At 55.2% G+C, this 25,576-nt stretch carries 20 protein-coding genes; 4 read left to right on the top strand and 16 right to left on the bottom strand.

Annotated elements, in window-relative coordinates:
• Positions 1–18 precede the first annotated feature (18 nt).
• The 9 genes from ruvX to aspS form a co-directional block, all read right to left on the bottom strand.
• A complete protein-coding gene (ruvX, locus tag Q3981_RS03475; RefSeq protein ID WP_303123941.1) occupies positions 19–543 on the bottom strand; it encodes a Holliday junction resolvase RuvX in 525 nt (174 codons plus the stop codon).
• Positions 521–3,181 (bottom strand): alanine--tRNA ligase, encoded by a 2,661-nt coding sequence (gene alaS, locus Q3981_RS03470; protein WP_303123939.1) that lies wholly within the window; start codon positions 3,179–3,181, stop codon positions 521–523. The genes ruvX and alaS overlap by 23 nt, the downstream gene beginning before the upstream one ends.
• Before the next feature lie 312 nt (positions 3,182–3,493).
• Positions 3,494–4,573: a glycine betaine ABC transporter substrate-binding protein gene (locus tag Q3981_RS03465; RefSeq protein WP_303123937.1), complete on the bottom strand. Its 1,080-nt coding sequence runs from the start codon at positions 4,571–4,573 to the stop codon at positions 3,494–3,496.
• Positions 4,570–5,421, bottom strand: coding sequence for an ABC transporter permease (locus tag Q3981_RS03460; RefSeq protein ID WP_303123935.1), 852 nt, complete (start codon positions 5,419–5,421; stop codon positions 4,570–4,572). The genes Q3981_RS03465 and Q3981_RS03460 overlap by 4 nt, the downstream gene beginning before the upstream one ends.
• Complete coding sequence (locus Q3981_RS03455) at positions 5,414–6,676, bottom strand: ABC transporter ATP-binding protein (RefSeq protein WP_303123933.1); 1,263 nt, start codon at positions 6,674–6,676, stop codon at positions 5,414–5,416. The genes Q3981_RS03460 and Q3981_RS03455 overlap by 8 nt, the downstream gene beginning before the upstream one ends.
• 2 nt (positions 6,677–6,678) lie before the next feature.
• A complete protein-coding gene (locus tag Q3981_RS03450; protein WP_012731651.1) occupies positions 6,679–7,320 on the bottom strand; it encodes an ABC transporter permease in 642 nt (213 codons plus the stop codon).
• A 150-nt stretch (positions 7,321–7,470) separates the two neighbouring features.
• Positions 7,471–8,850 carry a replication-associated recombination protein A gene (locus Q3981_RS03445; protein ID WP_303123930.1) on the bottom strand — a complete coding sequence of 460 codons (1,380 nt, stop codon included), beginning with the start codon at positions 8,848–8,850 and terminating at the stop codon, positions 7,471–7,473.
• A gap of 19 nt (positions 8,851–8,869) precedes the next feature.
• Positions 8,870–10,147 (bottom strand): phosphotransferase family protein, encoded by a 1,278-nt coding sequence (locus Q3981_RS03440; protein WP_303123928.1) that lies wholly within the window; start codon positions 10,145–10,147, stop codon positions 8,870–8,872.
• An 86-nt stretch (positions 10,148–10,233) separates the two neighbouring features.
• Entirely contained in the window at positions 10,234–12,027 is a 1,794-nt protein-coding gene (gene aspS, locus Q3981_RS03435; protein ID WP_303123926.1) for an aspartate--tRNA ligase, read from the bottom strand.
• A 162-nt stretch (positions 12,028–12,189) separates the two neighbouring features.
• Here aspS and Q3981_RS03430 point away from each other — a divergent pair, with 162 nt between their 5' ends.
• Both Q3981_RS03430 and Q3981_RS03425 read left to right on the top strand, forming a co-directional pair.
• Positions 12,190–13,035, top strand: a complete 846-nt coding sequence (locus tag Q3981_RS03430; RefSeq protein ID WP_012731655.1) for a neutral zinc metallopeptidase — start codon at positions 12,190–12,192, stop codon at positions 13,033–13,035.
• 67 nt (positions 13,036–13,102) lie between these two features.
• Complete coding sequence (locus Q3981_RS03425) at positions 13,103–14,563, top strand: FAD-binding oxidoreductase (RefSeq protein WP_303123923.1); 1,461 nt, start codon at positions 13,103–13,105, stop codon at positions 14,561–14,563.
• Here the strand turns inward: Q3981_RS03425 and hisS are convergent.
• Together hisS and Q3981_RS03415 are read right to left on the bottom strand one after the other, a co-directional pair.
• Positions 14,552–15,832 (bottom strand): histidine--tRNA ligase, encoded by a 1,281-nt coding sequence (gene hisS / locus Q3981_RS03420; RefSeq protein ID WP_303123921.1) that lies wholly within the window; start codon positions 15,830–15,832, stop codon positions 14,552–14,554. The two genes, Q3981_RS03425 and hisS, sit on opposite strands and share 12 nt — an antisense overlap.
• A gap of 90 nt (positions 15,833–15,922) precedes the next feature.
• The gene (locus Q3981_RS03415) at positions 15,923–16,636 is read right to left on the bottom strand and encodes an MBL fold metallo-hydrolase (RefSeq protein ID WP_303123919.1); all 714 of its coding nucleotides are present in this window, start codon (positions 16,634–16,636) and stop codon (positions 15,923–15,925) included.
• 134 nt (positions 16,637–16,770) lie between these two features.
• On the opposite strand from Q3981_RS03415, the gene Q3981_RS03410 reads away from it, so the two are divergent.
• Positions 16,771–17,628, top strand: a complete 858-nt coding sequence (locus tag Q3981_RS03410; protein WP_221926667.1) for a peptidylprolyl isomerase — start codon at positions 16,771–16,773, stop codon at positions 17,626–17,628.
• Positions 17,629–17,777: 149 nt separating this feature from the next.
• Here the strand turns inward: Q3981_RS03410 and Q3981_RS03405 are convergent, their stop codons facing one another.
• Complete coding sequence (locus Q3981_RS03405; protein WP_303123914.1) at positions 17,778–18,443, bottom strand: MBL fold metallo-hydrolase; 666 nt, start codon at positions 18,441–18,443, stop codon at positions 17,778–17,780.
• Positions 18,444–18,445: 2 nt separating this feature from the next.
• Positions 18,446–19,582: an S-(hydroxymethyl)mycothiol dehydrogenase gene (locus tag Q3981_RS03400; protein ID WP_303123912.1), complete on the bottom strand. Its 1,137-nt coding sequence runs from the start codon at positions 19,580–19,582 to the stop codon at positions 18,446–18,448.
• Positions 19,583–19,803: 221 nt separating this feature from the next.
• Here Q3981_RS03400 and Q3981_RS03395 point away from each other — a divergent pair, with 221 nt between their 5' ends.
• On the top strand, positions 19,804–20,613 hold the full coding sequence (locus Q3981_RS03395) for an Fpg/Nei family DNA glycosylase (protein ID WP_303123910.1): 810 nt from the start codon (positions 19,804–19,806) through the stop codon (positions 20,611–20,613).
• Between the two features lie 5 nt (positions 20,614–20,618).
• On the opposite strand, the gene Q3981_RS03390 is transcribed toward Q3981_RS03395, so the two are convergent.
• The 3 genes from Q3981_RS03390 to Q3981_RS03380 are packed head-to-tail and all read right to left on the bottom strand — an operon-like array spanning position 20,619 to position 25,371.
• Complete coding sequence (locus tag Q3981_RS03390) at positions 20,619–22,889, bottom strand: bifunctional (p)ppGpp synthetase/guanosine-3',5'-bis(diphosphate) 3'-pyrophosphohydrolase (protein ID WP_303123905.1); 2,271 nt, start codon at positions 22,887–22,889, stop codon at positions 20,619–20,621.
• Complete coding sequence (locus tag Q3981_RS03385) at positions 22,882–23,433, bottom strand: adenine phosphoribosyltransferase (protein WP_012731664.1); 552 nt, start codon at positions 23,431–23,433, stop codon at positions 22,882–22,884. The genes Q3981_RS03390 and Q3981_RS03385 overlap by 8 nt, the downstream gene beginning before the upstream one ends.
• Positions 23,434–25,371 (bottom strand): ABC transporter substrate-binding protein, encoded by a 1,938-nt coding sequence (locus Q3981_RS03380; RefSeq protein ID WP_303123901.1) that lies wholly within the window; start codon positions 25,369–25,371, stop codon positions 23,434–23,436.
• Between the last annotated feature and the right edge of the window lie 205 nt (positions 25,372–25,576).

Here is a 25,576-nt window from a genome sequence, read left to right as displayed (position 1 = left end):
GCGGTCACCACCATTCCGCTAACGTCTCGGACGCTGATCTAACCAGGTCTGAAGGATCTCGACCGCCGCAGCCTGATCAATAACTGATCGCCCCTCTTTAACACTGATACCAGCGTCGTGGAGGTTGGATTGGGCCATCACGGTAGTCATGCGTTCGTCGACATATCGAATGGGGACATCAAATCCGTCGCGTTCCAGTCGACGACGGATGCGGAAACCCACATCCTGAGCGTGTTTAACCGATGAGCCGGCGGATCCGTCCAACATCCTTGGCAACCCTACGATGACTTCAACCACCGAGTAGTCATGCGCGAGCTGAACGATGGAATCAATGTCTTCGCCATCGGGCCCGCGTCTTTTCGTCGTTCGCGCGACGGTAGAGACCGGCGTGGCAAGAATGCCATCGGGATCACTCACAGCAACGCCGATACGGACCGTGCCGACGTCCAAACCCAAGCGACGACCGGGGCCAGGATCATCCTCTCCTGGACGGTCAGGGACAATGTGTTTCACCAATAAATTATCCCTGCTTCTTAAGGTCATCGAGGACGGCATCCAGTGCGTGCGAGATGCCGGTGGCGTCACTACCCGAGCCCTGGGCCATATCGGGTTTTCCGCCGCCGCGACCATTGACTGATTGGCCGATGGTTTTCACGAGCGAGTTCGCGTTGATCCCGTTACCGGTTGCCTGTTCATTCGCCGAGACGACGAAGGGCACCTTATCGCCAGTAGAACTGATCAAAATGACGACTGCAGGCTCATTGCCTAACCGGTTTCGGACGTCTAGCGCCATCGGACGCAAATCCTTGGCCTCCACGTCTGGCACACTCTCCGCTACCACCGTCACGTTGTTGAGACGCTGGGCATGAGCCACGAACTCGTCCGCCTTAGATTGCAGAGCCTGCTGGTGGGCACGTGCAACAGCACGTTCAGCGTCGTGAAGGCGAGCAGCTAACTGGTCAACGCGCTCAGGAACGTCGTCGGCTGGTGCCTTGAGCGACGTCGCCACTGTGGTCAGCGTCGACTGTTGCTGAGCCAGGTAACGGAATGAATCCATACCTGTATAGGCCTCAATGCGGCGCGCACCGGATCCCACCGACGATTCACCTAGAACAGCGATAGGTCCAACCTGTGATGCGTGGTCAACGTGCGTGCCACCGCAGAGTTCCATAGAGAACGGGCCACCAATTTCGACGACGCGAACCCAGTCACCGTAGCTTTGACCGAAGAGCGCCAGAGCCCCCATCTTCTTTGCCTCGTCGAGGGAGGTCTCGATGGTGTTGACGGTGTAGTCGGCGTCCACCGCGGAATTGGCGATGTCCTGAATATCTTTCAACTGGCCATCGGTAAGAGGACGATTGAAATTGAAATCGAACCGAAGGTAGCCAGGCTTGTTCATAGACCCTGCCTGGACCGCTGTTGGCCCCAACACCTGCCGCAGAGCAGCGTGAATCAGGTGCGTACCCGAGTGGGCCTGACGTGCGGCGTGCCGCCACTGGGGGTCAACTTTGCCCTCGACTTTCATTCCGACGGCGATCTCGCCACCGGTTACTTCGGTCTTGTGCACCCACAGTTTCTTGCCGATCTTCTGCACATCGTTGACCTTCAAGCGGGCACCGGCCGTCGATAGTTCTCCATGATCGGCCATTTGCCCGCCGGACTCCGCATAGAAGGGGGTGCGGTCAAGAATGACGTCGACGTGGTCACCCTCAGTTGCTTTTTCAACGAGCTGACCATTGGACACCATCCCCAGGATGGTCCCCTCATCTTCCAGGGTGTCGTAGCCCGTGAAGACCGTCGCATGATTATCGACGAAGGGGCGATACACCGACAGGTTGGCGTGTCCGTGTTTCTTCGCACGGTTGTCGGCCTTAGCCCGGGCTTTCTGGTCCTGCATGTGACGGTCGAAGGCGTCACGATCCAAGGTCAGGCCTTGTTCATTAGCCATTTCTGCAGTCAGATCGACGGGGAAACCGTGCGTATCGTGCAGGATAAAGGCGTCGGAACCGGGGAAAACAGTTTCACCGCGGGCTTTGAGGTCCTGGGCGATGGTCGTGAAGAGCTTTTCGCCGGATTCCAGCGTCGCCAAGAATGCGCGTTCCTCGGCTACAGCGGTTGACCGGATGCGCTCCCAGTTGTCTTCGATCTCAGGGTACGACGGGGTCATGGTGCGACGGACGGTTTCCATAAACCGCTCCATGGTTTCGTGCGTCGCGCCCAAAAGACGAGCGGACCGAACGATTCGCCGCAGGAGGCGTCGCAAAATGTAGCCGCGTCCCTCGTTACTGGGGGCAACTCCGTCGAGAATGAGCATCAATGCGGTACGGCAGTGATCGGCGATAACTCGGAATCGGACATCATCAGCGTGACGTGCGCCGTAGCGAGCTCCCGTCAGTTCTTCGGCAACGTCGATAACTGGGCGGAGAAGGTCAGTCTCGTAGACGTTATCAACGCCCTGCAGGATGCAGGCGACTCGCTCGATACCTAAACCGGTATCAATGTTCTTCTTCGGGAGCGGCCCAAGAATTTCGAAATTCTCTTTGCCGGTCCCCTCGCCGCGCTCTTTTTCCATGAACACGAGGTTCCAGATTTCGATGTAGCGAGTGTCATCGACAACAGGGCCGCCTTCTTTACCGTATTCCGGTCCGCGGTCGTAATAAATTTCGGAGCTGGGGCCGCATGGTCCGGGGATTCCCATCGACCAATAGTTATCCGCCATACCCAGGCGCTGGATGCGCTCACGCGGAATACCTATCTTGTCGTGCCAAATGTCGCCGGCTTCGTCGTCATCCTGATAGATAGTGACCCACAACCGATCAGGATCAAGGCCGAATCCCCCGTCGTCAATTGAACTGGTGAGCAGCTCCCAGGCGTGGGTAATTGCGCCTTCCTTGAAGTAATTGCCGAAGGAGAAATTGCCCGCCATCTGGAAAAACGTGTTGTGACGCGTCGTGATACCGACTTCGTCGATATCCAGTGTGCGCACACATTTCTGGATGGAGGTAGCCGTATTAAACGGAGGGGTTTGTTGACCCAAGAAGTACGGCTTGAAGGGAACCATTCCCGCGTTAACAAAGAGCAGGTTCGGATCGTCCAGGATCAGCGACGCGCTGGGGACGGACGTGTGCCCAGCTTTAACAAAGTGTTCCGTGAACCGTTCCCTGATCTCGTGTGTGTACACGAACGAACCTCGCTTTATACATGGTGAAGCCCCACAGTCTATCGGCCGGCGTACGTCCCCCAGAGGGCGAAGCCACGCAGCGCATGAGCGCCTGATGGTTAACATCCTCGGATGACTGTAGTCCGACAGGTGCGGAGCTGACGTTAACAAAATGGTCGGTAAACACTGTACCGTCTAGCCAACAGAGTACAGCGTGCCGCAGTACTAAGGACAACGGGCTTCGGACTATACAGAACGGAATAGACCAAGTGCGTTAACCGACGGATCTCTGAGCCGGAATGCCCGCCGGATGTTTGGAAAGCTGCGCTTGGTCTACTTCACGAAGCCCTCCTCGCGGAGCCAATCCCACGCTACCTCGGAGGGTTCATCGCCATCGACGTCGACTTTCGCGTTGAGATCTTGAAGAACGTCATTGGTCAGTTTTTGTGCCACCGGTTCAAAGAGAGGTTCTAACTGCGGATACTTCTTGATGAGGTCAGTCCGGAACACGGGAGCGACGTTGTACTTGGGGAAGAAATGCTGGTCGTCTTCCAGAGTTCGCAAGTTCAGCGCTTTAATACGACCATCCGTTGTGAAGACTTCACCAAAATTGCATCCTCCCCGATCAGTTGCGGAATAAATAGCACCCGTATCCATTAACGAAATGTTGGACGAAGGCACTGGCGGAATTCCGTACTTCGCGAGCATCGGCTGGAAACCATCATTACGATTGGCAAATTCCGCCTCGAGGCAGAACGTTCGCTCATTCAGCGGAAGATCCTTCAGCTGAGAAATCTTCGTGATATTGAGCTGCTTAGCTTTCCCCTGCCGTATTGCTAACCCATACGTATTGTTCATAGGAGCTGGCGGTAACCAAGTTAAGCCGTTCTTTCTATCAGCATCACGAACGGCGATATACTGCTGGTGACTATCCTCAATAGGATCATCATGACCGAGATACGAGATCCATCCTGTGCCCGTGTATTCCCACTGCATGTCAATATTCCCGCGAAGCATTGCAGATCGAGCACTATTTGATCCGGGAATATTGGTCAGATCATCAACATGCGCACCCGCAGATTTAAGAAGTGTGACCGCAATTTTCCCCAATACAATTTGCTCAGTGAAGTTTTTGGATCCCACGGCAACATGGGCTCCATCAACAGACTTCCCCTCGACGGGACCCGCTAACTCACCATTGTGAGTAAAACCTCCCGACGTGCCCAATCCGCACGCAGTTAGCGAACCGATTAAGAACACCGATAACACGGAAGCAACGATCGTGTACGCGGCCCTCTGCACCGAGTGAGTAACGCGCTCACCTTTTACGAGTTTTACTCCGCCGTTCGGGGTTCTTGTACTGGATGGATGAATACCGACGTTATTTAAGCGGTACTTTGGGCCGAATCTCATGATATTCCCTTCGGGGTTACTGCTATCTCGACTATTCGGCCGATCCAATCCACAAACAATGCCAACAGTGCGACGAGTATTGCTCCAGAAACCAAGACGCGGTAACGGAATAAGACGATTCCGGATTGAATCAGAGCACCGAGCCCACCAGCATCAATAAAGGTGGCGAAGGCCCCGACGCCTACTAATAAGACCAATGCAGTGCGAACACCATTAAGAATGACAGAGGACGCCAGAGGAATTTCGATGCGCCACAGTATTTGCCACGGCGTCATTCCCATACCCCGAGCGCTTTCAATAAGTTCTTTGTCCACGCCCTGGAGTCCGGCGATGGTATTCGCCAATACGGGGAGAAATGCATACACAGATAGAGACAAGATAGCGACCGGAGTGCCGAAGCCCAACCACATCGCCAGGAGCACGATCACACCGATAACAGGTGCCGATTGTCCCGCATTACCGATTCCGGTGACGATGGGGACTAAAAACTTCATGCGTTGTCGTGTGAGCACGATCCCCAGAGGCAGGCCCACGGCGAGCACGATAATCGCTGAGATCACGACAATGCGGAGATGCTCCAGAGTTCGACGGCCAATCACTGACCACGCCAATTGACGCATTTCCACATCCGTCAGCGTTGTGGTCGTCCGCCATATGAACCAGGCCCCGAACACCACGAGGATAAGGATGGGTGTCCCAAAGACAAGGAGCTTATCCTCCTTAGTCATCTGCAAATTGCGCATCTTGCTGGAGAGCCCACGACGTGGCGCGCGATGGGTATTGTGCGATTGCTCTGGTTGACGGCTCCGTGCCGTGGACAAGTCTTGTTGGTCCGTCACTTTAGACATCGACATCACGTTCCGTGCCCGCGTTCCAGAGGATGGGTTTTGCTTCGTGATCCGGTCGTGTTTGCTGGTGGACATACTGATTAACTTTGTCGTAGTTAATAGTGCCGACGTATCGATCGCGATCTGTCACCATCGCACCCCCATGGCTTGAGGACAGCATGGAATCTAAGGCATTGTTGAGCGTAGATCGGAGGTCCACGACGGTTTGAAGTTTCACCGTCGGCGTCGGAACGTAGTCAAACCGTGAAATACCATCGAGATAAACCCAATCTTTAGGCCTTTCTCGCTCGTCGAGAATGACGACAGAATCCTCTCCAGCGCGCGTTACCCGTTCGGTAACCTCATCGACTCGATCACCTATGTGGCATATTGGCGGCTGGTCAAGTTGCATATCCGATACCCTAAGAAGCGCTAACTGCTTCAAACGAGATCCTGATCCCACGAAATCAGCAACAAAATCATTAGCCGGGGATGCCAAAATATTTTGGGGCGTGTCATATTGCTCAACAACCCCACCAACGTTAAAGATGACGATTTTGTCGCCTAGTTTGATTGCTTCATCAATGTCGTGAGACACGCAAATGATGGTTTTGTGTAGATCTTCTTGGATAGAAAGAAGTTCATCTTGGAGGTGGTTTCGCGTGATGGGATCCACGGCCCCAAAAGGCTCGTCCATCAGAATAACCGGAGGATCAGCGGCGAGACCACGAGCAACGCCCACACGTTGTTGCTGACCACCAGAGAGTTCACGCGGGTAACGGTCCCGATACACCGATGGGTCGAGGCCAACCATGTCTAAAAGCTCGTCCGTTCGAGCGCTGATATCGCTCTTTTTCCACTTCAAAAGTCCAGGAACAAGCCCGACATTATCCCCCACTGTGAGGTGTGGGAGAAGACTTCCGCCCTGAATAACGTAACCAATCTTCCGTCGAAGCTCCGTGGCATTTTTCTTGGTCACATCATCACCGTCGATAAAAATATGCCCCGACGTCGGTTCAATAAGCCGGTTAATCATTTTGAGAGAAGTGGTTTTCCCACAACCCGACGGCCCGACGAACATGACGGTGTTACCGGCATTAATCGTGAGATCTAAATGCGTGACAGCCGGCGTCTCTTGGCCCGGAAATTTTTTCTGTACGCCGTCGAGCACAATATCGACGCCTGATCGGCCTGAAGTTTCGCCGACAGGGTTTGATCCTTGTCTCGCGTGTCCCGAGTCCTGGGTCCGGTGATGATGGGTATTTAATGATGACATTTTTACCTTCTCAAGCCTTGCGGGATGGTGAGCCGGCCGAATCCAATAAGCGCAAAATCAACAATGAGTGCGACGATAACAACGCCGACTGTTCCGACTACCGCGTAGTTCACAGCGTTCGCGCCGCCAATTTGGCTCAATCCGGTGTAGATATAGCCACCAAGACCAGGCCCTAGTGCATAGGCAGCAATAGCGGCCACCCCCATGGACATTTGAGCCGATACACGAATGCCGGTCATGATAACTGGCCAGGCGATAGGTAACTTTACTTTGGTTAAAATTCCAAATGAGCTCATACCTTGCCCGCGGGCAGCTTCAACTAAAGTCGGACTAACTCCATCTAAACCGACCACCGCATTTCGAAGAATCGGTAACGTGGCATAAAAACACACGACGACGATAGACGGTAGAGTCCCAATTCCAACTATTGGAATTAGCATTCCCAAAAGAGCGAATGATGGAATTGTGAGCCCGATAGCAGAAATAGCATTGGCAATAGGCGCTAGTGTGCGGAAAGACGTGACAATAACTGCCAAAATTAAAGCGATAATGGAAGCGATAATCAGCGACTGGATAACGAGACTTCCATGTTGGTAGCACCGGAAAAGAATGTCTTGCCACCGCGCAGAAATAAATTCCGCCATGCTGTGGTCAACTCCTCGATGACCATGCCTTCGCAATGGCCATCAATCGTTAGAAGTACGTAGTGACCACTATAGGCCCCAGCAAAGCATTCTGCAGAGTATGGAAAAAGAACAGTAAATGAATTTTTCAGGCGTCGAAAAATTCAACAGTTACGAATTCTTTCCTCTCACAATTTTTTCGATGGCCTCGAGACGCGATTGAAGGGCTCGCTCTTCGCCATGTGCAGTAGGCACGTAATAGTGCTGGTCTACCACCTCATCCGGCGGATATTGCTGTGTGACCACGCCACGGGGATCATCATGCGGGTACACGTATCCAACAGCGCTACCAATACGCTTCGCACCTTCATAATGGCCATCACGTAAGTGTCGGGGGATAGCTCCAGCCTTCCCCTTCCTCACATCCTTGATCGCTGAGTCAATGGCCACAATCACCGCATTTGATTTCGCAGCGGTAGCAAGGTGGATGGTCGCTTGGGCAAGCGTGATACGCGCTTCAGGCATGCCGATCATTGATACCGCGTGCATCGCCGCGACGGCAGTCTGGAGGGCACTGGGATCCGCCATCCCGATATCTTCACTCGCAAGAATGACGAGCCGGCGCGCTATAAACCGTGGGTCCTCCCCCGCTTCCACCATCCGCGCCAGATAGTGCAAAGCAGCATCAACGTCAGATCCACGAATTGATTTAATGAAGGCACTAATCACGTCATAGTGTTGGTCACCGTCACGATCGTATTTCACCAGCGCGCGATCAACATTATTGGCGACGATTTCCGGCGTGATGGTTTCGCCATCGTCCAGTGACTGTGCTGACGCCTCCAGATAGGTCAGCGCCCGTCGAGCGTCGCCCCCTGCCATCGCGACAATCGAGTTCACAGCGTCGTCGTCGATACGAATTCTTCCAGCGAGCCCCCGCTGTGATGAGACAGAGCGGTTAATGACCGTACGTATAGCCTCGTCATCCAAAGGCTCCAACTGAACTAGCAATGACCGTGAGAGCAGTGGCCCGACGACGGCGAAGTTGGGGTTCTCAGTTGTCGCAGCAACAAGCAGCACTGTTCGGTTTTCGACGGCCGCGAGAAGCGCATCCTGCTGGGTTTTCGAGAACCTATGGACCTCGTCGATAAAAAGGACGGTCTGAACACCGTCGATAAGGGCTTGACGTGCCTCCTTGAGGACGCTCCGAATCTCTTTGACCCCAGAACTCAGGGCGGAGAGCACCCGGAAGCGACGTCCCGTCGTCGAGGAAACAAGGGACGCGATCGTCGTTTTACCGGTCCCCGGAGGGCCAAAAAGGATCACCGACGAATCTCCCGCCCCCTCAACGAGACGGCGTAATGGCGAACCCTCCCCGAGAACGTGCTCTTGGCCGACGACCTCATCCAAGTTACGTGGCCGCATACGCACTGCTAGAGGCGCCGACGACCCGGGATGAAAATAATCCGCCGACGAATCCGTTGAAGAAGAGGTGTCGAGCGGGTTGCCGAACAATCCGGACTGACCCGAGTTCGTGTCATCATCCGTCATATATGGGGTTCCTCATAAGTTACGAGCCGGAGCGCTCCAAATTTCTCACTGCCGTGCAGACCTCTCGGCTAAACGCTGAGACTGCGGGGAATCTGGGATCCTGGCCGCGCTCGGCTAAAGCTCCGAGAGCCTCGAACGTCTGAATAATGTCGCGGCGAATGACCAGTTGATCTCGCGTTCGCGCACGACCGTGGAGGATATGCTGTCCCCTAAAGTCAATGGACCGGTCCAGATCCGAGCCCTCAGAGTCCTTCGTACCGACGGTTCCACCGGCAGATGTGTTGTCTTCGCCGCTGTCACTGGTGAGCCGCACCTTATCGATCAGCGCCGTGAGCCCTCCAGCTTCCAAGATGGCTAGTGACAGAAGCGACCACCCCACCAGGGCGGTGACTATTCGCGCCCTCAAGCGTTCATCGTTGAGGACATTGGGCCACATTCCGCTCACTTCGTGACGCCACGCATCAACAAACTTGCGGCTAAGTTCTCCGTTAAGAGCAGTGCCCTCGGCGTATTGAGGGAAGCCGGCGATCACACACGCAACGTCGAAGGTGACATCGCGGAATCCGGCCCACTCAAAGTCGAGATACGTGATCCTGTGGTTCCCACACAGAATGTTGTCGGGTGAGAGGTCGAAGGGAGTAAAGGCCCTGTGCTGCCCCGACGCCAACCGTCGTGATGAATCGGCAGCAAAGTCTGACACCTCTGCCGGAACATCAACGCCGAGCTTCCCCACCATGCTTAACCCGTAGTCAATGGCGTCAGTAAGGACGCGTCCACGTGCGACGACTAATTCACGACCGGCTTTTGCTCGAGACATCATGCGACGAAGGAGAGTGGCGAAATCATCTTCGGCTCCAGCGGTTGCACGATGCATGCGTCCCAACGATGTGCCGAGCCGCCTCACTAACTTCGCTTTATCGTCGTCAGAGCTGGTGTTCCATACGTCGATTAGATTGTCGACGGATCCAGCGTCTGTGGTGACCATCAATCGCTTGTCCAGGTCGTAGGCCAACATGACCGGACCTGGACGAGATTCGTTCGCCAGCGAATTGGTGAATTGATAGGCGACGATCTCACGAACGAGTGCTGGATCAGGGCCGCTCAGCGACTCTGGCGGCAGTTGCTTAATAATCACTGTTCGTTCATGCAAGAACGGGTTAGTGGCGACGCGCGCACGCAAGACTAACGCAGACCCTGACCCTCCTAGATCCTCTGGATCGGACAGGTGGGGTTGGCCGCCGAGCCTGTTACCCAATAAGTCAGAGGCTGCGCTCATGACCGCATCAGTGGATAGCACTGTGTGCCACTACTCCTTGTCTACGCCGGGACATTCCCGTTCCATCACGTACAGTAAACCCGCCGAAACGCTGTTCGCATGGAAAATCAGTTCTTCGTTTCTTTCTTCTTCGGTTTAGCGTCGATGCCTGATTCTTTGCGCTGCTCAGGAGTGATGGGCGCTGGTGCATCAGTGAGAGGATCGACGCCACCACCGGACTTCGGGAATGCAATGACATCGCGAATGGACTCAAAGCCACCCAAGAGGGAGACGATGCGATCCCATCCGAAGGCGATACCACCGTGCGGCGGTGCACCGAACTTCATTGCCTCAAGGAGGAATCCGAACTTCTCCTGTGCTTCTTCGTCCGAAATACCCATGACATTGAACACACGCTGCTGCACGTCCGAGCGGTGAATACGGATTGAGCCGCCACCGATCTCGTTTCCGTTACACACGATGTCGTACGCGTAGGACAGTGCAGACCCAGGATCTTTATCAAAGGAGTCCATGCACTCTGGCTTCGGGGACGTGAAGGCGTGGTGGACGGCGGTCCATGCGGAGTGTCCTAAGGCCACGTCACCTTCTGCCGTCGCGTCGGCAGCCGGCTCAAAGAGCGGAGCATCAACAACCCAAGTAAATGCCCAATCGCCTTCCTTGATAAGGCCCAGCTTCCGGGCCACTTCACCGCGGGCTGCGCCCAACAACGCGCGAGATGATTTAGCATCGCCGGCCGCAAAGAAAATGCAGTCGCCAGGCTTGGCTCCGACATGGTCAGCGATGCCTTCGCGTTCAGCGTCGGTAATGTTCTTTGCGACGGGCCCGGAGAGCTGGCCGTCGTCGCCAACGAGAATATAAGCCAAGCCCTTAGCGCCACGCTGCTTTGCCCAGTCCTGCCAGGCGTCCAGCTGACGTCGCGGCTGGGAGGCTCCGCCCTCCATGACAATTGCACCAACGTAGGGGTTCTGGAAGACACGGAATGTGGTGTTCGCAAAGAACTCCGTGCACTCCACAATCTTGATGTCGAACCGGAGGTCAGGCTTATCCGACCCGTAGTACTTCATGGCGTCGGCGTAGGTCATGCGCGGGATCGGCGTCGGAATGTCGTATCCGATCTCTTTCCAAATGGCGGTGAGGATTTCCTCGGCGACGCTAATGACGTCGTCCTGGTCGACGAAGCTCATCTCGACGTCGAGCTGCGTGAACTCGGGCTGCCGATCAGCGCGGAAATCTTCGTCGCGGTAGCAGCGAGCGATCTGGAAATACCGTTCCATGCCGCCAACCATCAGCAACTGCTTAAAGAGCTGAGGAGACTGCGGGAGAGCATAGAACGAGCCCGGACGTAAACGAGCAGGAACGAGGAAGTCACGAGCACCCTCCGGCGTCGACCGCGTCAACGTGGGGGTTTCGATTTCGTGGAAGTCGTGCTTCAGGAGCACTGACCGCGCAGCCTGGTTGACATTTGAACGGAGAACCAAGGCATCATGCTGAGTCTTCCGTCGAAGATCCAGGTAGCGGTATTTGAGGCGAGTTTCCTCACCGACTTCCCCGGACGATGACTGATCGTCAATCTGGAAAGGCAAAGCCTCCGACGAGTTCAGAATGGTCAGCTCATTGACGTTCAACTCGATGGCGCCCGAATCCAGGTTAGGATTCTCGGATCCCTCGGGACGAGCGTCGACTACACCCGTCACCCGGATGCAGTACTCGCTGCGAAGGTGGTGCGCCTGTGCAGCAACATCAGAATCGCGAAAAACAACCTGCGCCAGACCCGATCGATCGCGTAAGTCAATGAAAATCACGCCACCGTGATCACGACGGCGAGCGACCCAGCCACTCAATGTCACGGTCTGGCCTACATGGTGAGAACGAAGTTCACCGGCAAGGTGTGTGCGATGCACAGGGCAGTCCTTCCAAAATATCGTGAGAGATCTATCACTGGAGTGAAGCGATACCACCTATAAACGGTTGTTGGCACACTCGGCCCCTCACTCTACCCGATACCCAATCCTATTTGGCGTCCGGCTCTCTACTTCTGCGCAGCATTTGGCAGAATATGAGATGTGACGTTTAAGAATGATTTTCAGGCCTCGGGCTCGCGCGCTTCCCACGGTGGTGGACGGATCGCTGCAGGTGGTGGCATAGGCTCCATCGTTATAGTCGGCTTATACCTCCTACTTGGTGGAAATCCGGCTGATCTCATTAATAGCAGTGGCGGGGGTGGACACGACCAAGCGAACCGCGAGGAATGTAAATCTGGTGCTGACGCGAACAAATATGATCACTGCCGCGTCGAATACACAGGCATTTCCCTGGATAGAGTGTGGAGCAGGATTTTGCCCGAACAGGCAAATATCGACTACACCAAGCCGGGCTTAACCCTTTTTTCTGGGTCAACCTCGACGGGGTGCGGGCAGGCTAGCTCCTCAACCGGCCCGTTCTACTGCCCGTCAGACTCCACAGCCTATTTCGATACGTCATTCTTCCAACAGCTGAAAGACATGGGCGGCTCCAATGGCCCCTTCGCACAGGAGTACGTCGTTGCCCATGAATTTGGGCACCATATCCAAAACCTTCAGGGCACGCTGGGATTGAGCGACTACAACAACCCCGGGGAAGACTCCAACGCTGTCAAGATGGAGCTTCAGGCAGATTGCTACGCCGGAATATGGGCGAACCATGCTGCTCAAGGCGATGACGCGATCCTTGAACCACTCAGCGATGACCAAGTCCAGCAAGCAGTGACTACGGCCCAAGCCATTGGCGACGACGCCATCCAGAAACAATCAGGCCAGTCCGTCAACCCGGATCAATGGACACACGGATCATCGGAAGAGCGTAAAAGTTCTTTCCTCAAGGGGTATAAGAACGGCACGATGAGCGCGTGTAAACAATCGTTTAACGAATAACACGGTGGCTGCTTTTATACCGTCGACCACCGTCGAATACAGATTTAGTAATCCTTAGGAGTTCACTATGCCCGTCCGTGTCCCGACCCCGCACTCGTCGGCTGACTCAGATTCACCAGAATCAGATCGCGATAGGTTGGCTCGCGAGCTCGCCATCCTCGTCGACGATTTTGACGGCACGATTACCTTTGACGACGATGTTATCGCTGCGCATTCCCACGACGAGGCTCCCCAACCGACGAGTGGCCGCGCCTTGGCCCTTGTGAGAGCCAGGAGCATCGCCGACGTCCAAGCTGTCGTCCGATTCGCATACGAACACGGCATCCCCGTCGTGCCTCAAGGAGCCCGAACCGGCTTAACTGGTGGAGCTAATGCTAAAGAAAACTGCATTCTGCTCTCAGTGAAGTCGATGGATCGCATCCTCGAAATTAGTGAACTCAACCAGACGGTCACGGTAGAGCCCGGCATTGTTAACCAGGACCTTAAAGATGCGCTCCGGCCGCATGGGCTACTGTATCCACCCGATCCGGGATCGGTGGGAATGTCCACCATCGGCGGAAATATTGCGACCAACGCCGGTGGAATGTGCTGCGTCAAATACGGAGTCACACGAGATTTTGTGCGTGAACTCAAAGTTGTCCTTCCAGATGGAACTTTGACTCGAGTCGGCCACAAAACTGCGAAAGGCGTTGCCGGCCTGGAGCTCGCTCAGCTTTTCGTCGGTTCAGAAGGAACCCTAGGGGTCATCGTCGAGGCCACCCTTCGACTGATCCCCCTACCGCCTACCCCCTTGACTGCAGTGGCCACATTCCCCTCGGAACGAGACGCTGCAGAAACGGTTGCCGCCTACATGGGGGCTGGGTACCGACCGTCCATGTTTGAGATGCTCGACGGTCTCACCATTTCTATGCTCAACGAGCTCGGGGATTTCGGTCTCGACGAAAATGTCGGTGCCATGCTGATCATGCAGTCTGATTCGACGACGGCGAAGGAAGACACCGAAGAATTCACAACGATTGCGGACAAACACAATGCCATCGACATTGCGTTTTCGGATAACCCCGCAGACAACGATGCTCTTGTTGCTGCTCGACGAATGGTTCATCCGGCCAACGAGCTGTACCAGCGTAATCACGGCGGCGGACAACTGATTGAGGATATATGTATTCCTCGCTCCTCCATGGCGGATTTCTTCGATGGTTTGGCCGAGATTCGGAAAAACACCGGGGTCGTCATCGCGGCCATTGCACATGCTGGCGACGGAAATACGCACCCGGCCTTATTCTTCGACGCCGATGACCAGGAATCCTGCGCTCGTGCCCAAGATGCGTTTGAGCAGATTATCCACCTCGGGTTATCCCTCGGAGGCACGATTACGGGTGAACATGGCGTCGGGGATCTTAAAAGCAAGTGGCTCCCCCATGAATTAGATGAGGGAGCACAAAACTTACACCTTGCTATCAAGCAGGCAGTTGACCCGGATTCGATCATGAACCCTGGGGGTATGTACCACTATCTACGCCGATAACCGGCCACGAACTTCCTGGACGACCTGATCAAGGGGGATGGCAGTTTGTTCCCCTTCGTGTAGGTCCTTGACCTGCACGATGGATTTGGCCAGCTCGTCTTCCCCAATAACCAGGGCGAAACGCGCACCTGCGCGGTCGGCGGCTTTCATCGAGCCTTTGAGCCCACGATGGCCATACGACATGTCCGCGCGCACTCCGGATTGACGGAGGTCATTAATGATGACGGGCATGCGTCGGTGCGCCTCCTCCCCCATGGCCACCCCGTACACGTCTACTCGGCTCCCGTCGGTCACCGTCTTCTTCTCGGTTTCCAACGCGAGAAGTGCGCGCTCCACGCCGAGTCCGAAGCCCACACCAGAGAGGTCACGGCCACCGAGTTCAGCCATCAGACCGTCGTACCGGCCTCCCCCGCCGATACCAGACTGGGCACCGAGGTCATCGTGGACAAATTCGAAGCATGTCTTCGTGTAATAGTCCAGGCCACGCACCATGCGCGGATTGATCGTGTACGGAACCGACAGGTCATCCAAAATTCCGGTGACCGTCTCGAAATGCGCGCGAGTCTCGTCGGAAAGATAGTCAAGCATGAGCGGGGCGTCGGCCGTCATTTCCTTGACTTCTGGACGCTTGTCATCCAAAACCCGGAGCGGATTAATCTGCGCACGGTGCTGTGTCTCTTCATCCAGAGGTAGCGACGTCAGGAAGGCCTGGAGTTTCTCCCGGTATGCAGGCCGGCAAGTGGAATCCCCCAATGACGTCAACTCCAGCCGGAATCCCGTCAGCCCCAACGATGTAAAGCACCGATACGCAAGCGCAATGACCTCGGCATCGAGGGCGGGATCATCAACACCAATCGCCTCAACACCGACTTGCTGGAACTGACGATACCGGCCGGCTTGTGGCCGCTCATAGCGGAAGCACGGGCCTGCATACACCAGCTTTGCGGGGAGCTGACCACGATCAAGTCCGTGCTCAATGACTGCCCGCATCACTCCAGCTGTGCCTTCGGGCCGGAGCGTCATCGAACGTCCGCCTCGGTCTTCGAAGGTGTACATCTCTTTTGTGACGACGTCGCTGGACTCCCCAACTCCCCGGGCAAAAAGTGAAGTGTCCTCGAAGATCGGAAGCTCAACCGGCTCATATCCAGCTACCGTCGCGCAATGATGGAAAGTCGAGCGAACAGCGTTGAACTCGTGAGAATTCGGCGGAACATAATCAGGAACGCCTTTGGGAGCAGTGAATTTACGTGGCTTCGAGGATGTACTCACGGATTCACACTATAGCGAATGGGGGCGATCAGCTGGCCGACCGACGGCGACCCCGCGTGCTGTAACCGCCCCTCAACGAAGTGACGCTTGCTACAGGCCGCGGAGAAATGGATTCTGCTGAAGCTCCTCCTCGATGGAGGTGCTTGGTCCATGTCCAGGGAGAATCACGGTCTCTTGTGGAAGTTTCTTAACGACGTCGGCCAGCGTCGATTTCATGGAATGCGGGTTGGAGCCGGGCAAATCCGTCCGGCCAATGCCACCGCGGAAGAGGACGTCGCCTCCGAAACACGTCTCCCCCAGGAAAAGCATGGTCGATCCAGGGGAATGCCCAGGTGCCCCAACGACTGTGAACGTGCCGACGGCTGTCTCGAGGGTAGTCTGCCCGCCAATAGAGACTTCGGGATAGGTGCCACTGTGCGGGTCGGTGACGGTGCCATCCATCCACGAAATGTCGTAATGCTCTACACGTTCAGGCTGTTCCATGTGGTCGTGGTCAAGAATGCGATCAATGTCCCGGAAGGCGCCATCACTGTCTTCGAGCATGAATACATCGGCCTCGTGGAGCCAAACTGGAACTGAAAAACGGTTGGCGATAATTCCCGCATCTCGGCTGTGATCCAGATGCCCGTGCGTCAAATACACTCCAGTCACGGTGAGGCCGTGGTCCTCCATATACGATAAAACGGGTACATGGGCTCCGTGTCCTGGATCAATAACAATGGCTTCGTTGCCACGCGTGCATATGTAGCAATTCGTGCTTAAGGCTCCGACTGTGGTCATAGTGATAGTCACGTCGTTAGTCATAAGACCATGGTAGGCATAGTAGGATGTCGGAGCGGGAAACTAGTCGCCGCCTATCACGTGCAATTATTATCACGTGCAACTATGGTTCTGCAGCCCCAACCGTCATTCACAAGACTGATAGAAAGTGATTGTTTGTGAGCACCAACAAAGAAAGGCGCGAGGAAGCCTTCTCAGCGCTAGAGAAAGAGCTGAAAAAGCGTAACCGTGTGGAGAAAGCACGGCCCCTCGGAGTCGTCGTCGCTACTGTCGTCATTCTCGTTGCAGTAGCTGGCGGGATTTATTGGGCAGCAACGTCTGGCGGTGACGACCACGACAACACGGCGGCATCGGCTGATACGACCACGACTGAGCAGCAAAAAAATCAGGATCTTCCAGCCGTAAAAGCGGACTATGGCGATTCGGTAACCTGTGACTACACCAAGGCGGACCAGCCTGATTCAAAACAGGCCGATCTCCCTAAGAGTGACAATGTGCCGGCAAAGGGAACGGTGAACGTCACTTTGCACACGAACCAGGGCGATATTCCGGTCACCATGGATCGTTCCAAGTCCCCGTGTACGGTCAATGCGATTGAGTCTCTCGCTAAACAAGGTTTCTACAACGACACAGTGTGCCATCGTCTCACCACAGAAGGCATTTTTGTCCTTCAGTGCGGTGACCCCTCAGGCACGGGCAAGGGCGGCCCCGGTTTCACGTTCAAGGATGAATACCCCTCAAACTCTGTGTCCGACAGCGACAAAGAGGGGACCTTTAACTACAAGCGCGGAACTCTCGCGATGGCGAACTCCGGTGAGGACACCAACGGATCTCAGTTCTTCCTCGTTTATAAGGACTCGCCACTTCCCCCCAAGTACAACGTGTTCGGTTCGATTTCTGACGACGGTCTGAAAACCATCGATGGTATTGCTGACAAGGGCGCTAAGCCTCAGGATGAAAGCGGCAATACCGCACCCAATGAGGAAGTCAAGATCACCAGTGCTGCAGTGAGCTAGCGCTTAGAGCTCCACCGCGATCAGGCTTCAGAATGCCGGCATCACCTTCGATGTCGGCATTTTTCATATATTCATACCACCAGTGCTGCGATACGAAAATGCCGCGTGACGGCATCTGATCAATGTGTCACGCGGCAGCACATCCCCCACTAGTACCCTCGTTCAATCCACTCCTCGAGATGAGGTGCTTCTTCACCGATCGACGTGGCATCACCGTGCCCCGTGTACACTTCCGTCCGCTCAGGCAGCGTCAAGATACGTGTCCTCAACGAATCGATAATCGTCGGGAATGATGAAAACGATCGTCCCGTCGCGCCGGGCCCACCGGCGAATAAGGTGTCGCCGGAAAGAAGGACATGCGCCTCGGGAAGGTACAGGCAGCACGACCCCGGTGAATGGCCCGGAGTGTTAATGACCGACATCGCTGTGTCGGCGATGCTGAACTGTTCCCCATCGTCGAGGTCCTCGTGAGCGACTCCGGGATGCGTTTGCTCCCACAACATCTGGTCACCGGGATGGACGAAGATCCGCGTGTCCAGTTTTTCTGCCAACTCTGGCGCGACCGTGATGTGATCGTTGTGCGCGTGGGTGCACACAATGCCTTTCACCGTGCGACCTGCGGCGGCGTCGATGATCGGATCGGCCGTGTGGGCAGCGTCGATAATGATGCATTCAGAATCGTCGCCGATGACCCAAATGTTGTTATCGACTTCCCACTCGCCGCCGTCGAGTGCGAATACACCGTGCGTGACGACCCGGCTAATTTTTAGGCCCGATTCGCTCTGGCCTTCAGTTGTCAGTTTCCAGGAATCCATCGTTATACCACCACCACAGAGCGCAAAACATTGCCCTTCTTCATGGTCTCGAAAGCGTCCTCGACCTCATCGATGCCGACGCGCTCGCTGACAAACTTATCCAAGGGGAATTTCCCTTGTTGGAAGAGAGATACGTACATGGGGAAATCGCGTTCTGGTAGGCAATCTCCGTACCAGGATGGCTTGATGGCTCCGCCGTGGGAGAAGACGTCCAGGAAAGGTAGCTCGAGTTTCATGGTCGGGGTTGGAACACCAACGAGAACGACGCGGCCAGCGAGATCACGCATGTAGAACGCCTGAGTAAAGGTCTGCGGAACGCCGACAGCGTCGATGGCTACATCGACACCGAAGCCATCCGTAAGGTCCTTGACCGCCTTGACAACTGGTTGCTCCTCGGGAGAGGCATCCTCGTCGTCGCCATCAGACGCTAACGACTTGGGGTTGATCGTGTGCGTCGCACCGAACTCCTTGGCTTTTTCTAATTTGTCATCGGAGACGTCGATAACGATGACCTTCGTCGCGCCGGCTAAGGCTGCACCAGCAACAGCGGCCATGCCAACACCGCCAGCGCCGATCACTGCGACGGATTCACCACGCTTGACCTGCCCCGTATTAACGGCTGCCCCGAGTCCTGCCATGACGCCGCATCCCAACAGGCCTGCGGCGGCAGGGTCAACGTCGGGATCAACCTTCGTGCACTGCTTCTCATGGACCAGGGTCTTTTCGGCAAAAGCGCCGATTCCCAGCGCTGGTGTCAGCTCAGTTCCGTCGGTCAGTGTCATGGGCTTCGACGCATTGAACGTGTTGAAGCACAAGTGTGGCTCCCCGCGTTTACACGCGCGACACTCGCCACACACTGCACGCCAGTTCAAAACGACCGTGTCCCCCTCGGCCACATGAGTGACTCGTGAACCAATCTGCTCGACGACGGCGGTCGCCTCATGCCCGAGTAAAAATGGATAGTCGTCGTTGATGCCGCCATCGCGGTACGCCAAGTCCGTGTGGCAAACCCCGCAGGTTTTAACGGATACAATAACGTCGTTATCGCCTGGTTCCGGAATAACGATGTCTGTTAGCTCAACGGGCTCCTTTTTTGCCCGGGAGATAACGCCCTTCACTGTTTGTGATGCTGCAGTCATTAAATATCGCCCTTTCTCATTAATGGACCGTCATCGAGTGTAATGAAGTCTTGTACACTCCGCTGTGTCATAGAAAAAGGAGACCAATCAGGGCTTATGCGATCGAGGTTGCGATTGCTGTTACCAGTAAAGACACATTACTAAATATAAATTATTTTCAATAACGCACTATAGTGCCCAATTACAACGTGTGCAGTTACCCCTCTGAAAGAAGTTAAGGAATGCCCGAAGGCCACGTCATTCATCGGCTCGCTTCATCACTGAACCGCGAATTCGCCGGACAAGAAACTGTTGTTAGCTCGCCACAGGGGCGATTCGCAACAGAGGCTGAGCAGCTCAACCACACCGTGCTCAAGCACGCCGAAGCGCACGGAAAACACTTGTTCATTGACTTCGAGGCTAACCAAGCAGCACATATCGTTTATATTCACTTAGGTCTCATTGGAAGCCTTCGTATTTCAGACCTCGCGGAACCACGAGGCCAGGTTCGTTTACGAATAGCATCCGACACATGGGCAGCTGATTTACGCGGTCCACAGTGGTGCCGGCTCATCACCGATGAAGAAAAAGACACCGCTATCGGGAAACTCGGGGCTGACCCACTCGACCCACATGCCGATCCCAGCCGCAGCTATCAACGAATCAAACGGTCGTCGAAACCGATTAGTACCTTGCTGATGGATCAGCACATCTTCGCAGGCGTCGGAAATATTTACCGCGCCGAAACACTATTCAGGTTAGGGCTTAACCCTGAGCTGCAAGGTAAAGATCTTACCGACGACGACCTCCATGCGATATGGAATGACCTCGTCGAAACGATGACGATGGGGTTCCGCGTGGGGAGAATCGACACCGTTCGGCCAGAACACACGCCTGAGGCCATGGGGCGGGAACCACGCGTCGATGCTCATGGTGGCGAGGTTTATGTTTACCGACGTGCCGGGCTCCCCTGCTACGTTTGTGGAACCACTATTGTCGAGCGCAAGGTCGACGGCAGAAACCTCTTCTGGTGTCCCACGTGCCAGGCGTGACGCCACTATCCGCCCGACGTGACTCGGAAAACGTCGAAGACACCTTCAATGTTCCGCAGCTGGGTCATCAAGTAGCCAAGCTGTTTGACGTCAGAGACCTCGAACGTGAAACGGACCACCGCAACGCGGTCTTCAGCAGTGTGAGAATTCGTCGCCAAGATAGCGACCTTCTGTTCTGACACGGCCCGGGTGACATCGGATAGCAACCCTTGGCGATCAAGCCCTTCGATTTGCAGCGTCACCGTGAAGACAGCTCCACTACGCTCTGCCGCCCACGACACGGCAATCAGGCGTTCAGGCTCTTCTTTCAGCTTCGGAGCGTTAGTGCAGTCTGTGCGGTGAACGCTAACCCCACCACCCCGGGTCACAAATCCGAAAATGTCATCGCCGGGGACGGGAGTACAGCACTTGGCCAGCTTCGCCATGTAGTCGGCGTCGCCTTCAACAAGAACCCCCGCCGAATCGGCACGAGAATTCTTTTTTGACCTGAGCTGGGACAAAGGAGTGCGGGCCGCAAGCGCATCTTCCGCCTCCTCCTGTCCCCCAAACTGCTCCATCAGCAGGTTAACGACGCGACCAGCCGTAATGTTGTTATTGCCAATCGCGGTGTATAGCTGGTCGACGGAGTTGAAACTCAGCTGACCAGCGATAGTTTGCATCGATTCGGGAGTAAAGAGCCGGTGCATGGGCAGCCCGCCCCGCTGGATTTCCGCGGCGAGGGCATCCCGGCCTGCCTCCAAGGCAACTTCTCGACGTTCTTTCGCGAACCACTGACGAATCTTCGACTTCGCACGCGGCGACACGACGAATGATTCCCAGTCCTTGGATGGGCCGGCGTCCGGATCTTTCGACGTGAAAACTTCGACACGATCGCCGGTGTGGAGCTCCGACTCGAGCGCGAGAAGCTTGCCGTTGACCTTCGCGCCAATACATCGGTGCCCAACTTCGGTGTGGACAGCGTAGGCGAAGTCGATAGGCGTCGAACCCGATGGCAGAGTAATCGCGTCCCCTTTCGGGGTAAACACGAAAATTTGGTTTGAGGAGAGATCAAACCGCAGATTCTCCATGAATTCGTTGGGATCGGCAGATTCCCGTTGCCAGTCGAGAAGCTGACGCATCCATGCCATCTGGTCCAGTTCTTTTGCAGAACCTTTGTTGTGCCCCTTGGTCTCCTTGTATCGCCAATGCGCCGCAATGCCGAACTCAGCGTTGTAGTGCATTTCGTGGGTCCGGATTTGGATCTCGAGAGGTTTATTATCCGGCCCGATCACCGTCGTGTGGAGCGATTCATACACCCCATAGCGAGGCGTAGAAATATAGTCTTTAAACCTTCCGGGCATCGGTTGGTACAGCGTATGTACAGCACCCAGAGCCGCGTAGCATTCCTGCACGGAGTCGACGAGAACGCGGAGTCCGACGAGGTCGAAGATTTCATCAAAGTCTCGGCCACGAACGATCATCTTTTGGTAAATCGACCAGTAGTGTTTCGGTCGCCCCACGACCTCTGTACTGATGTGGTAGTCCTTAAGCCGGGCTTGTAGCTCTTTCGACACTCGGGCGATATATTCGTCGCGCTTCGGCGCCCGATCTGCCACCAACCGAACGATTTCTTGGTACTTCTTGGGGTACAAAATGGCGAAGGAGAGGTCTTCTAACTCCCACTTCACCGTCGCCATTCCCAGCCGGTGAGCCAGCGGAGCAATGACCTCCAAGGTCTGCCGAGCTTTCCTTGCCTGCTTTTCCGGCGGGAGGAAACGCATTGTGCGCATATTGTGCAGGCGATCAGCGACTTTAATGACCAGCACGCCGGGATCGTCGGCCATCGCGACAATCATTTTCCTGATCGTCTCGGCTTCCGCGGCTGATCCCAAGGCCACCTTGTCCAGCTTGGTGACCCCATCCACCAGGTGAGCCACTTCAGGGCCAAAGTCGTGCTCAAGTTGTTCGAGCGTGTAATCAGTGTCTTCCACCGTATCGTGCAGCAGCGCTGCGACAATCGTGGTGGTGTCCATGCCGATCTCAGCGCAAATCGTCGCTACGGCAAGCGGGTGAGTGATGTACGGTTCGCCAGACTTACGAAAAACACCGTCATGTAACTGCGCCGCGGTCTCATAAGCACGGTTGATGAGAACAACATCCGCTTTCGGGTGAACCTTGCGATGAATAGTCAGCATCGGTTCCAACACCGGATTATATTTTGCACGATTCTGCCCCGTCAGGCTTCGAGCCAGACGTGCACTCACCGAACCAACCCGAGAGGGCGACCGATCACTCACTACGCTCCCCCACCACCGTTAGAGGAAGGTCGGCCAGACGCTTCCGGCCTTCCAAAGCTTCAACTTCGAGAATGACAGCCAATCCAGCGACATTCGCCCCGGCTTCCTCCAATAGAGCCCGGGAGGCACACAATGTACCGCCTGTGGCAAGAACGTCGTCGATAAGAACAATATTCTTTCCCTGAATATTCAGGCCCTCTCGCGGAATTTCCAGTGCAGCGTGGCCATATTCCAAGTCATAGCCTCGATGAAAAACCGGTGGCGGGAGCTTGCCTTCCTTGCGCACTGCCAGGATCCCGAGCCCCAGTTGATACGCCACAGCAGAACCCAAAAGGAATCCACGAGCGTCCAGCCCGCCGATGATGTCTGCGTGATAACTCCGAGCAGCCTCGGCTAATTCGTCGACGATTAATCGGAAGGCGCCCGCATCTGCCAGCACCGGAGTGAGGTCTTCAAAAACCACACCTTCAGACGGAAAACCGGGCACGCGGCGAACTAAGTTTGCCACTGCATCGGCTGCGGATGAATACTCACTGTCGGTCATCTAATTCTGATCTTTCTTCCATCGATCCATGTTCCAGCCGACCCCAACATTCGAGGTGCTAGGCACTAGATTACTCACTGCGTTGTGTACGACCACGGCGCGGGGTTCAGCAGACAATGGGATCGTCGGCATGCTATCCCATAATTCTTCTTCCGCTTGCCGACGCTCATCAATGGTTCCACCGACGAATGTCGAGGTCGAAAAGTATGTTGTGGGGTCAACTGCCTGGAGGAAAATGTCGGCTCTGTCCGTCAGAGCGGTGCTATCCGCATGGTCTGTCGAGACATCATCGACGGTAATTCCGCTCTCCTGGCAGGACTCGCGAATGGCGTTTGCCATGGCGGCGTACCGATCATTCGTGCGGTCGTACGACAAACGAACTGTGGATCCCTTCGCTGCTTTTCGGGCGGCAGCGGTGTCGTGATTTCCATGCTTTAGCGCGACATCGCTGACCGCATCGAAAGATGAGCTCGTCGCCGGCGTCAATCGAAGTCCATAGGCTGGAACCTTCATCGATGAGTGGGCTGACGATGCTTCGGCAACAGCGGCCCGATCAATGCACTGCGATACCGCTTGGCGCATGCGTTTACTGGCCATGACCCCGTGGTCGGCAGGGATGAGCGAGTCAATCCGACGTGAGAGCATCGTCATCACACCGTATTTCTCCGAATCCACCGTCAAACGTGATGCAGAGGCCGAGGAGCCGCCGTCGTGCGGAACTGAGAATGCGGGGAATCCCTCATTATCATTCGTCGCTGGTTTATTTGCTTCCGACGACGGCATCGATTCACTGGGAGCGTTAGATGCGGAGGAGGTTGGCATCGGTGATGACGAGGTTGGCCCTGCTGAAGACGCCGAGACGGCTGACGAGGACGTCTCAGATGCTGGCGATGCCGTGGATGGAGATGTCTCGGACGATTCTGCCGTCGATGGTGATGGCTCAGATGGTTCTGCGGAACCTTTCCCCTGCGATAAACGGAACTCGGAGGGAAGAGCTTGATCATTATCAACGACTCTGAGTGACTTGTGGTGAGCAAGGTCGCTCAGCGATGCTGAGCGCGGATAGACCACGATGCCATCGATTTCCGCCGGATCACCCCACCAGTGAGGATTCTTCTGAAGCGTTACTGACCGCGTATGTGTAGTCGGATCCTTATCCGTGATCGACTTAACGGAATACGGTCCAGTAGACACAATATTCTTAAGATTATCTTCCTTCAGGAGAAAGCTCTTCTTCCACAGATCGCCCACTTTTTTGACCACCTGGTAGTCCGCAGATTCGAGCGCACCAGTTAAATCGTCAACCCCGGCGTGAGACGCAATGATGTGGGAAGGCATAACGGACCCGGCCGGAAAAAGGTTCTGGTATCGGGACCCGTATCCGCGGGCAAAATTCACCCGAAACTTTTTCTCATTATGCCGGCACGTAACTGATTCAACCTGCTCCATTAGAGGATTATCGGAATCAAAATATTCTTTTTTATGCTGGGCAAACCATGTCAGATAAAAGTCATCACAGGTAACCGGTTTGCCGTCCGAATATTGGGCTCGCGGGTTGATGACGTATTCAGCGCTTCGGTTCTCATCAGGTGCCTGGATTGACGTGAAAAGATCGTTATTGACGAAGGCCTGACCGTTGGGCCCATCGATGAAAGCGCCGGGATATAAGCGGACGGATAATCGCGCTGCATCGGAGGCCTGTCCTTGTGAACTAGCACCGTTAACAGTGGTGAGGGTGCTGCCACTTACGTAGGCAAACCCTGCGTTTGCGTGGTCATCGCCTGCATCGTCATTGGTATCGCAAGCGGCTAAACCTGTGACTAATAAGGCTCCCGAAATGGCCGTCACAATCTTGCGGAGGTGGGCACGTGGGGAACGCGGTAGTGAAGGCATTGCCGACGGGAACTGGGGACGTGACTTCTTGAATCGCTGTAACACGGATGGAGCCGATCGTGTCAGAAAATGGACGTACAAAGCGCACTGATGCCGTATTCGTAAGAACACAGGATGTGCTGTTAAGAAAAGTTTAGCGCCCTTGCTTCGGATTAATGAGCAAGGGCGCTGTACGGCGGGAATTCTAACTACACGACCGGTTAAGAAGGTGCCATACGGAACACTAAGCCAGGAAACACGATGCGTAAAT

Source organism: Corynebacterium sp., from assembly GCF_030530965.1.
GTDB lineage: Bacteria > Actinomycetota > Actinomycetes > Mycobacteriales > Mycobacteriaceae > Corynebacterium.
This window is presented reverse-complemented; position numbering and strand designations above follow the sequence as displayed.

What these genes read in the sequence shown, in the direction of transcription:
- ruvX (WP_303123941.1), bottom strand. Translation starts at nt 543, where the DNA reads ATGACCTTAAGAAGCAGGGATAATTTATTGGTGAAACACATTGTCCCT.
- Q3981_RS03465 (WP_303123937.1), bottom strand. Translation starts at nt 4,573, where the DNA reads ATGAGATTCGGCCCAAAGTACCGCTTAAATAACGTCGGTATTCATCCA.
- Q3981_RS03460 (WP_303123935.1), bottom strand. Translation starts at nt 5,421, where the DNA reads ATGTCTAAAGTGACGGACCAACAAGACTTGTCCACGGCACGGAGCCGT.
- Q3981_RS03455 (WP_303123933.1), bottom strand. Translation starts at nt 6,676, where the DNA reads ATGTCATCATTAAATACCCATCATCACCGGACCCAGGACTCGGGACAC.
- Q3981_RS03450 (WP_012731651.1), bottom strand. Translation starts at nt 7,320, where the DNA reads ATGGCGGAATTTATTTCTGCGCGGTGGCAAGACATTCTTTTCCGGTGC.
- Q3981_RS03445 (WP_303123930.1), bottom strand. Translation starts at nt 8,850, where the DNA reads ATGACGGATGATGACACGAACTCGGGTCAGTCCGGATTGTTCGGCAAC.
- Q3981_RS03425 (WP_303123923.1), top strand. Translation starts at nt 13,103, where the DNA reads ATGCCCGTCCGTGTCCCGACCCCGCACTCGTCGGCTGACTCAGATTCA.
- Q3981_RS03415 (WP_303123919.1), bottom strand. Translation starts at nt 16,636, where the DNA reads ATGACTAACGACGTGACTATCACTATGACCACAGTCGGAGCCTTAAGC.
- Q3981_RS03405 (WP_303123914.1), bottom strand. Translation starts at nt 18,443, where the DNA reads ATGGATTCCTGGAAACTGACAACTGAAGGCCAGAGCGAATCGGGCCTA.
- Q3981_RS03400 (WP_303123912.1), bottom strand. Translation starts at nt 19,582, where the DNA reads ATGACTGCAGCATCACAAACAGTGAAGGGCGTTATCTCCCGGGCAAAA.
- Q3981_RS03395 (WP_303123910.1), top strand. Translation starts at nt 19,804, where the DNA reads ATGCCCGAAGGCCACGTCATTCATCGGCTCGCTTCATCACTGAACCGC.
- Q3981_RS03385 (WP_012731664.1), bottom strand. Translation starts at nt 23,433, where the DNA reads ATGACCGACAGTGAGTATTCATCCGCAGCCGATGCAGTGGCAAACTTA.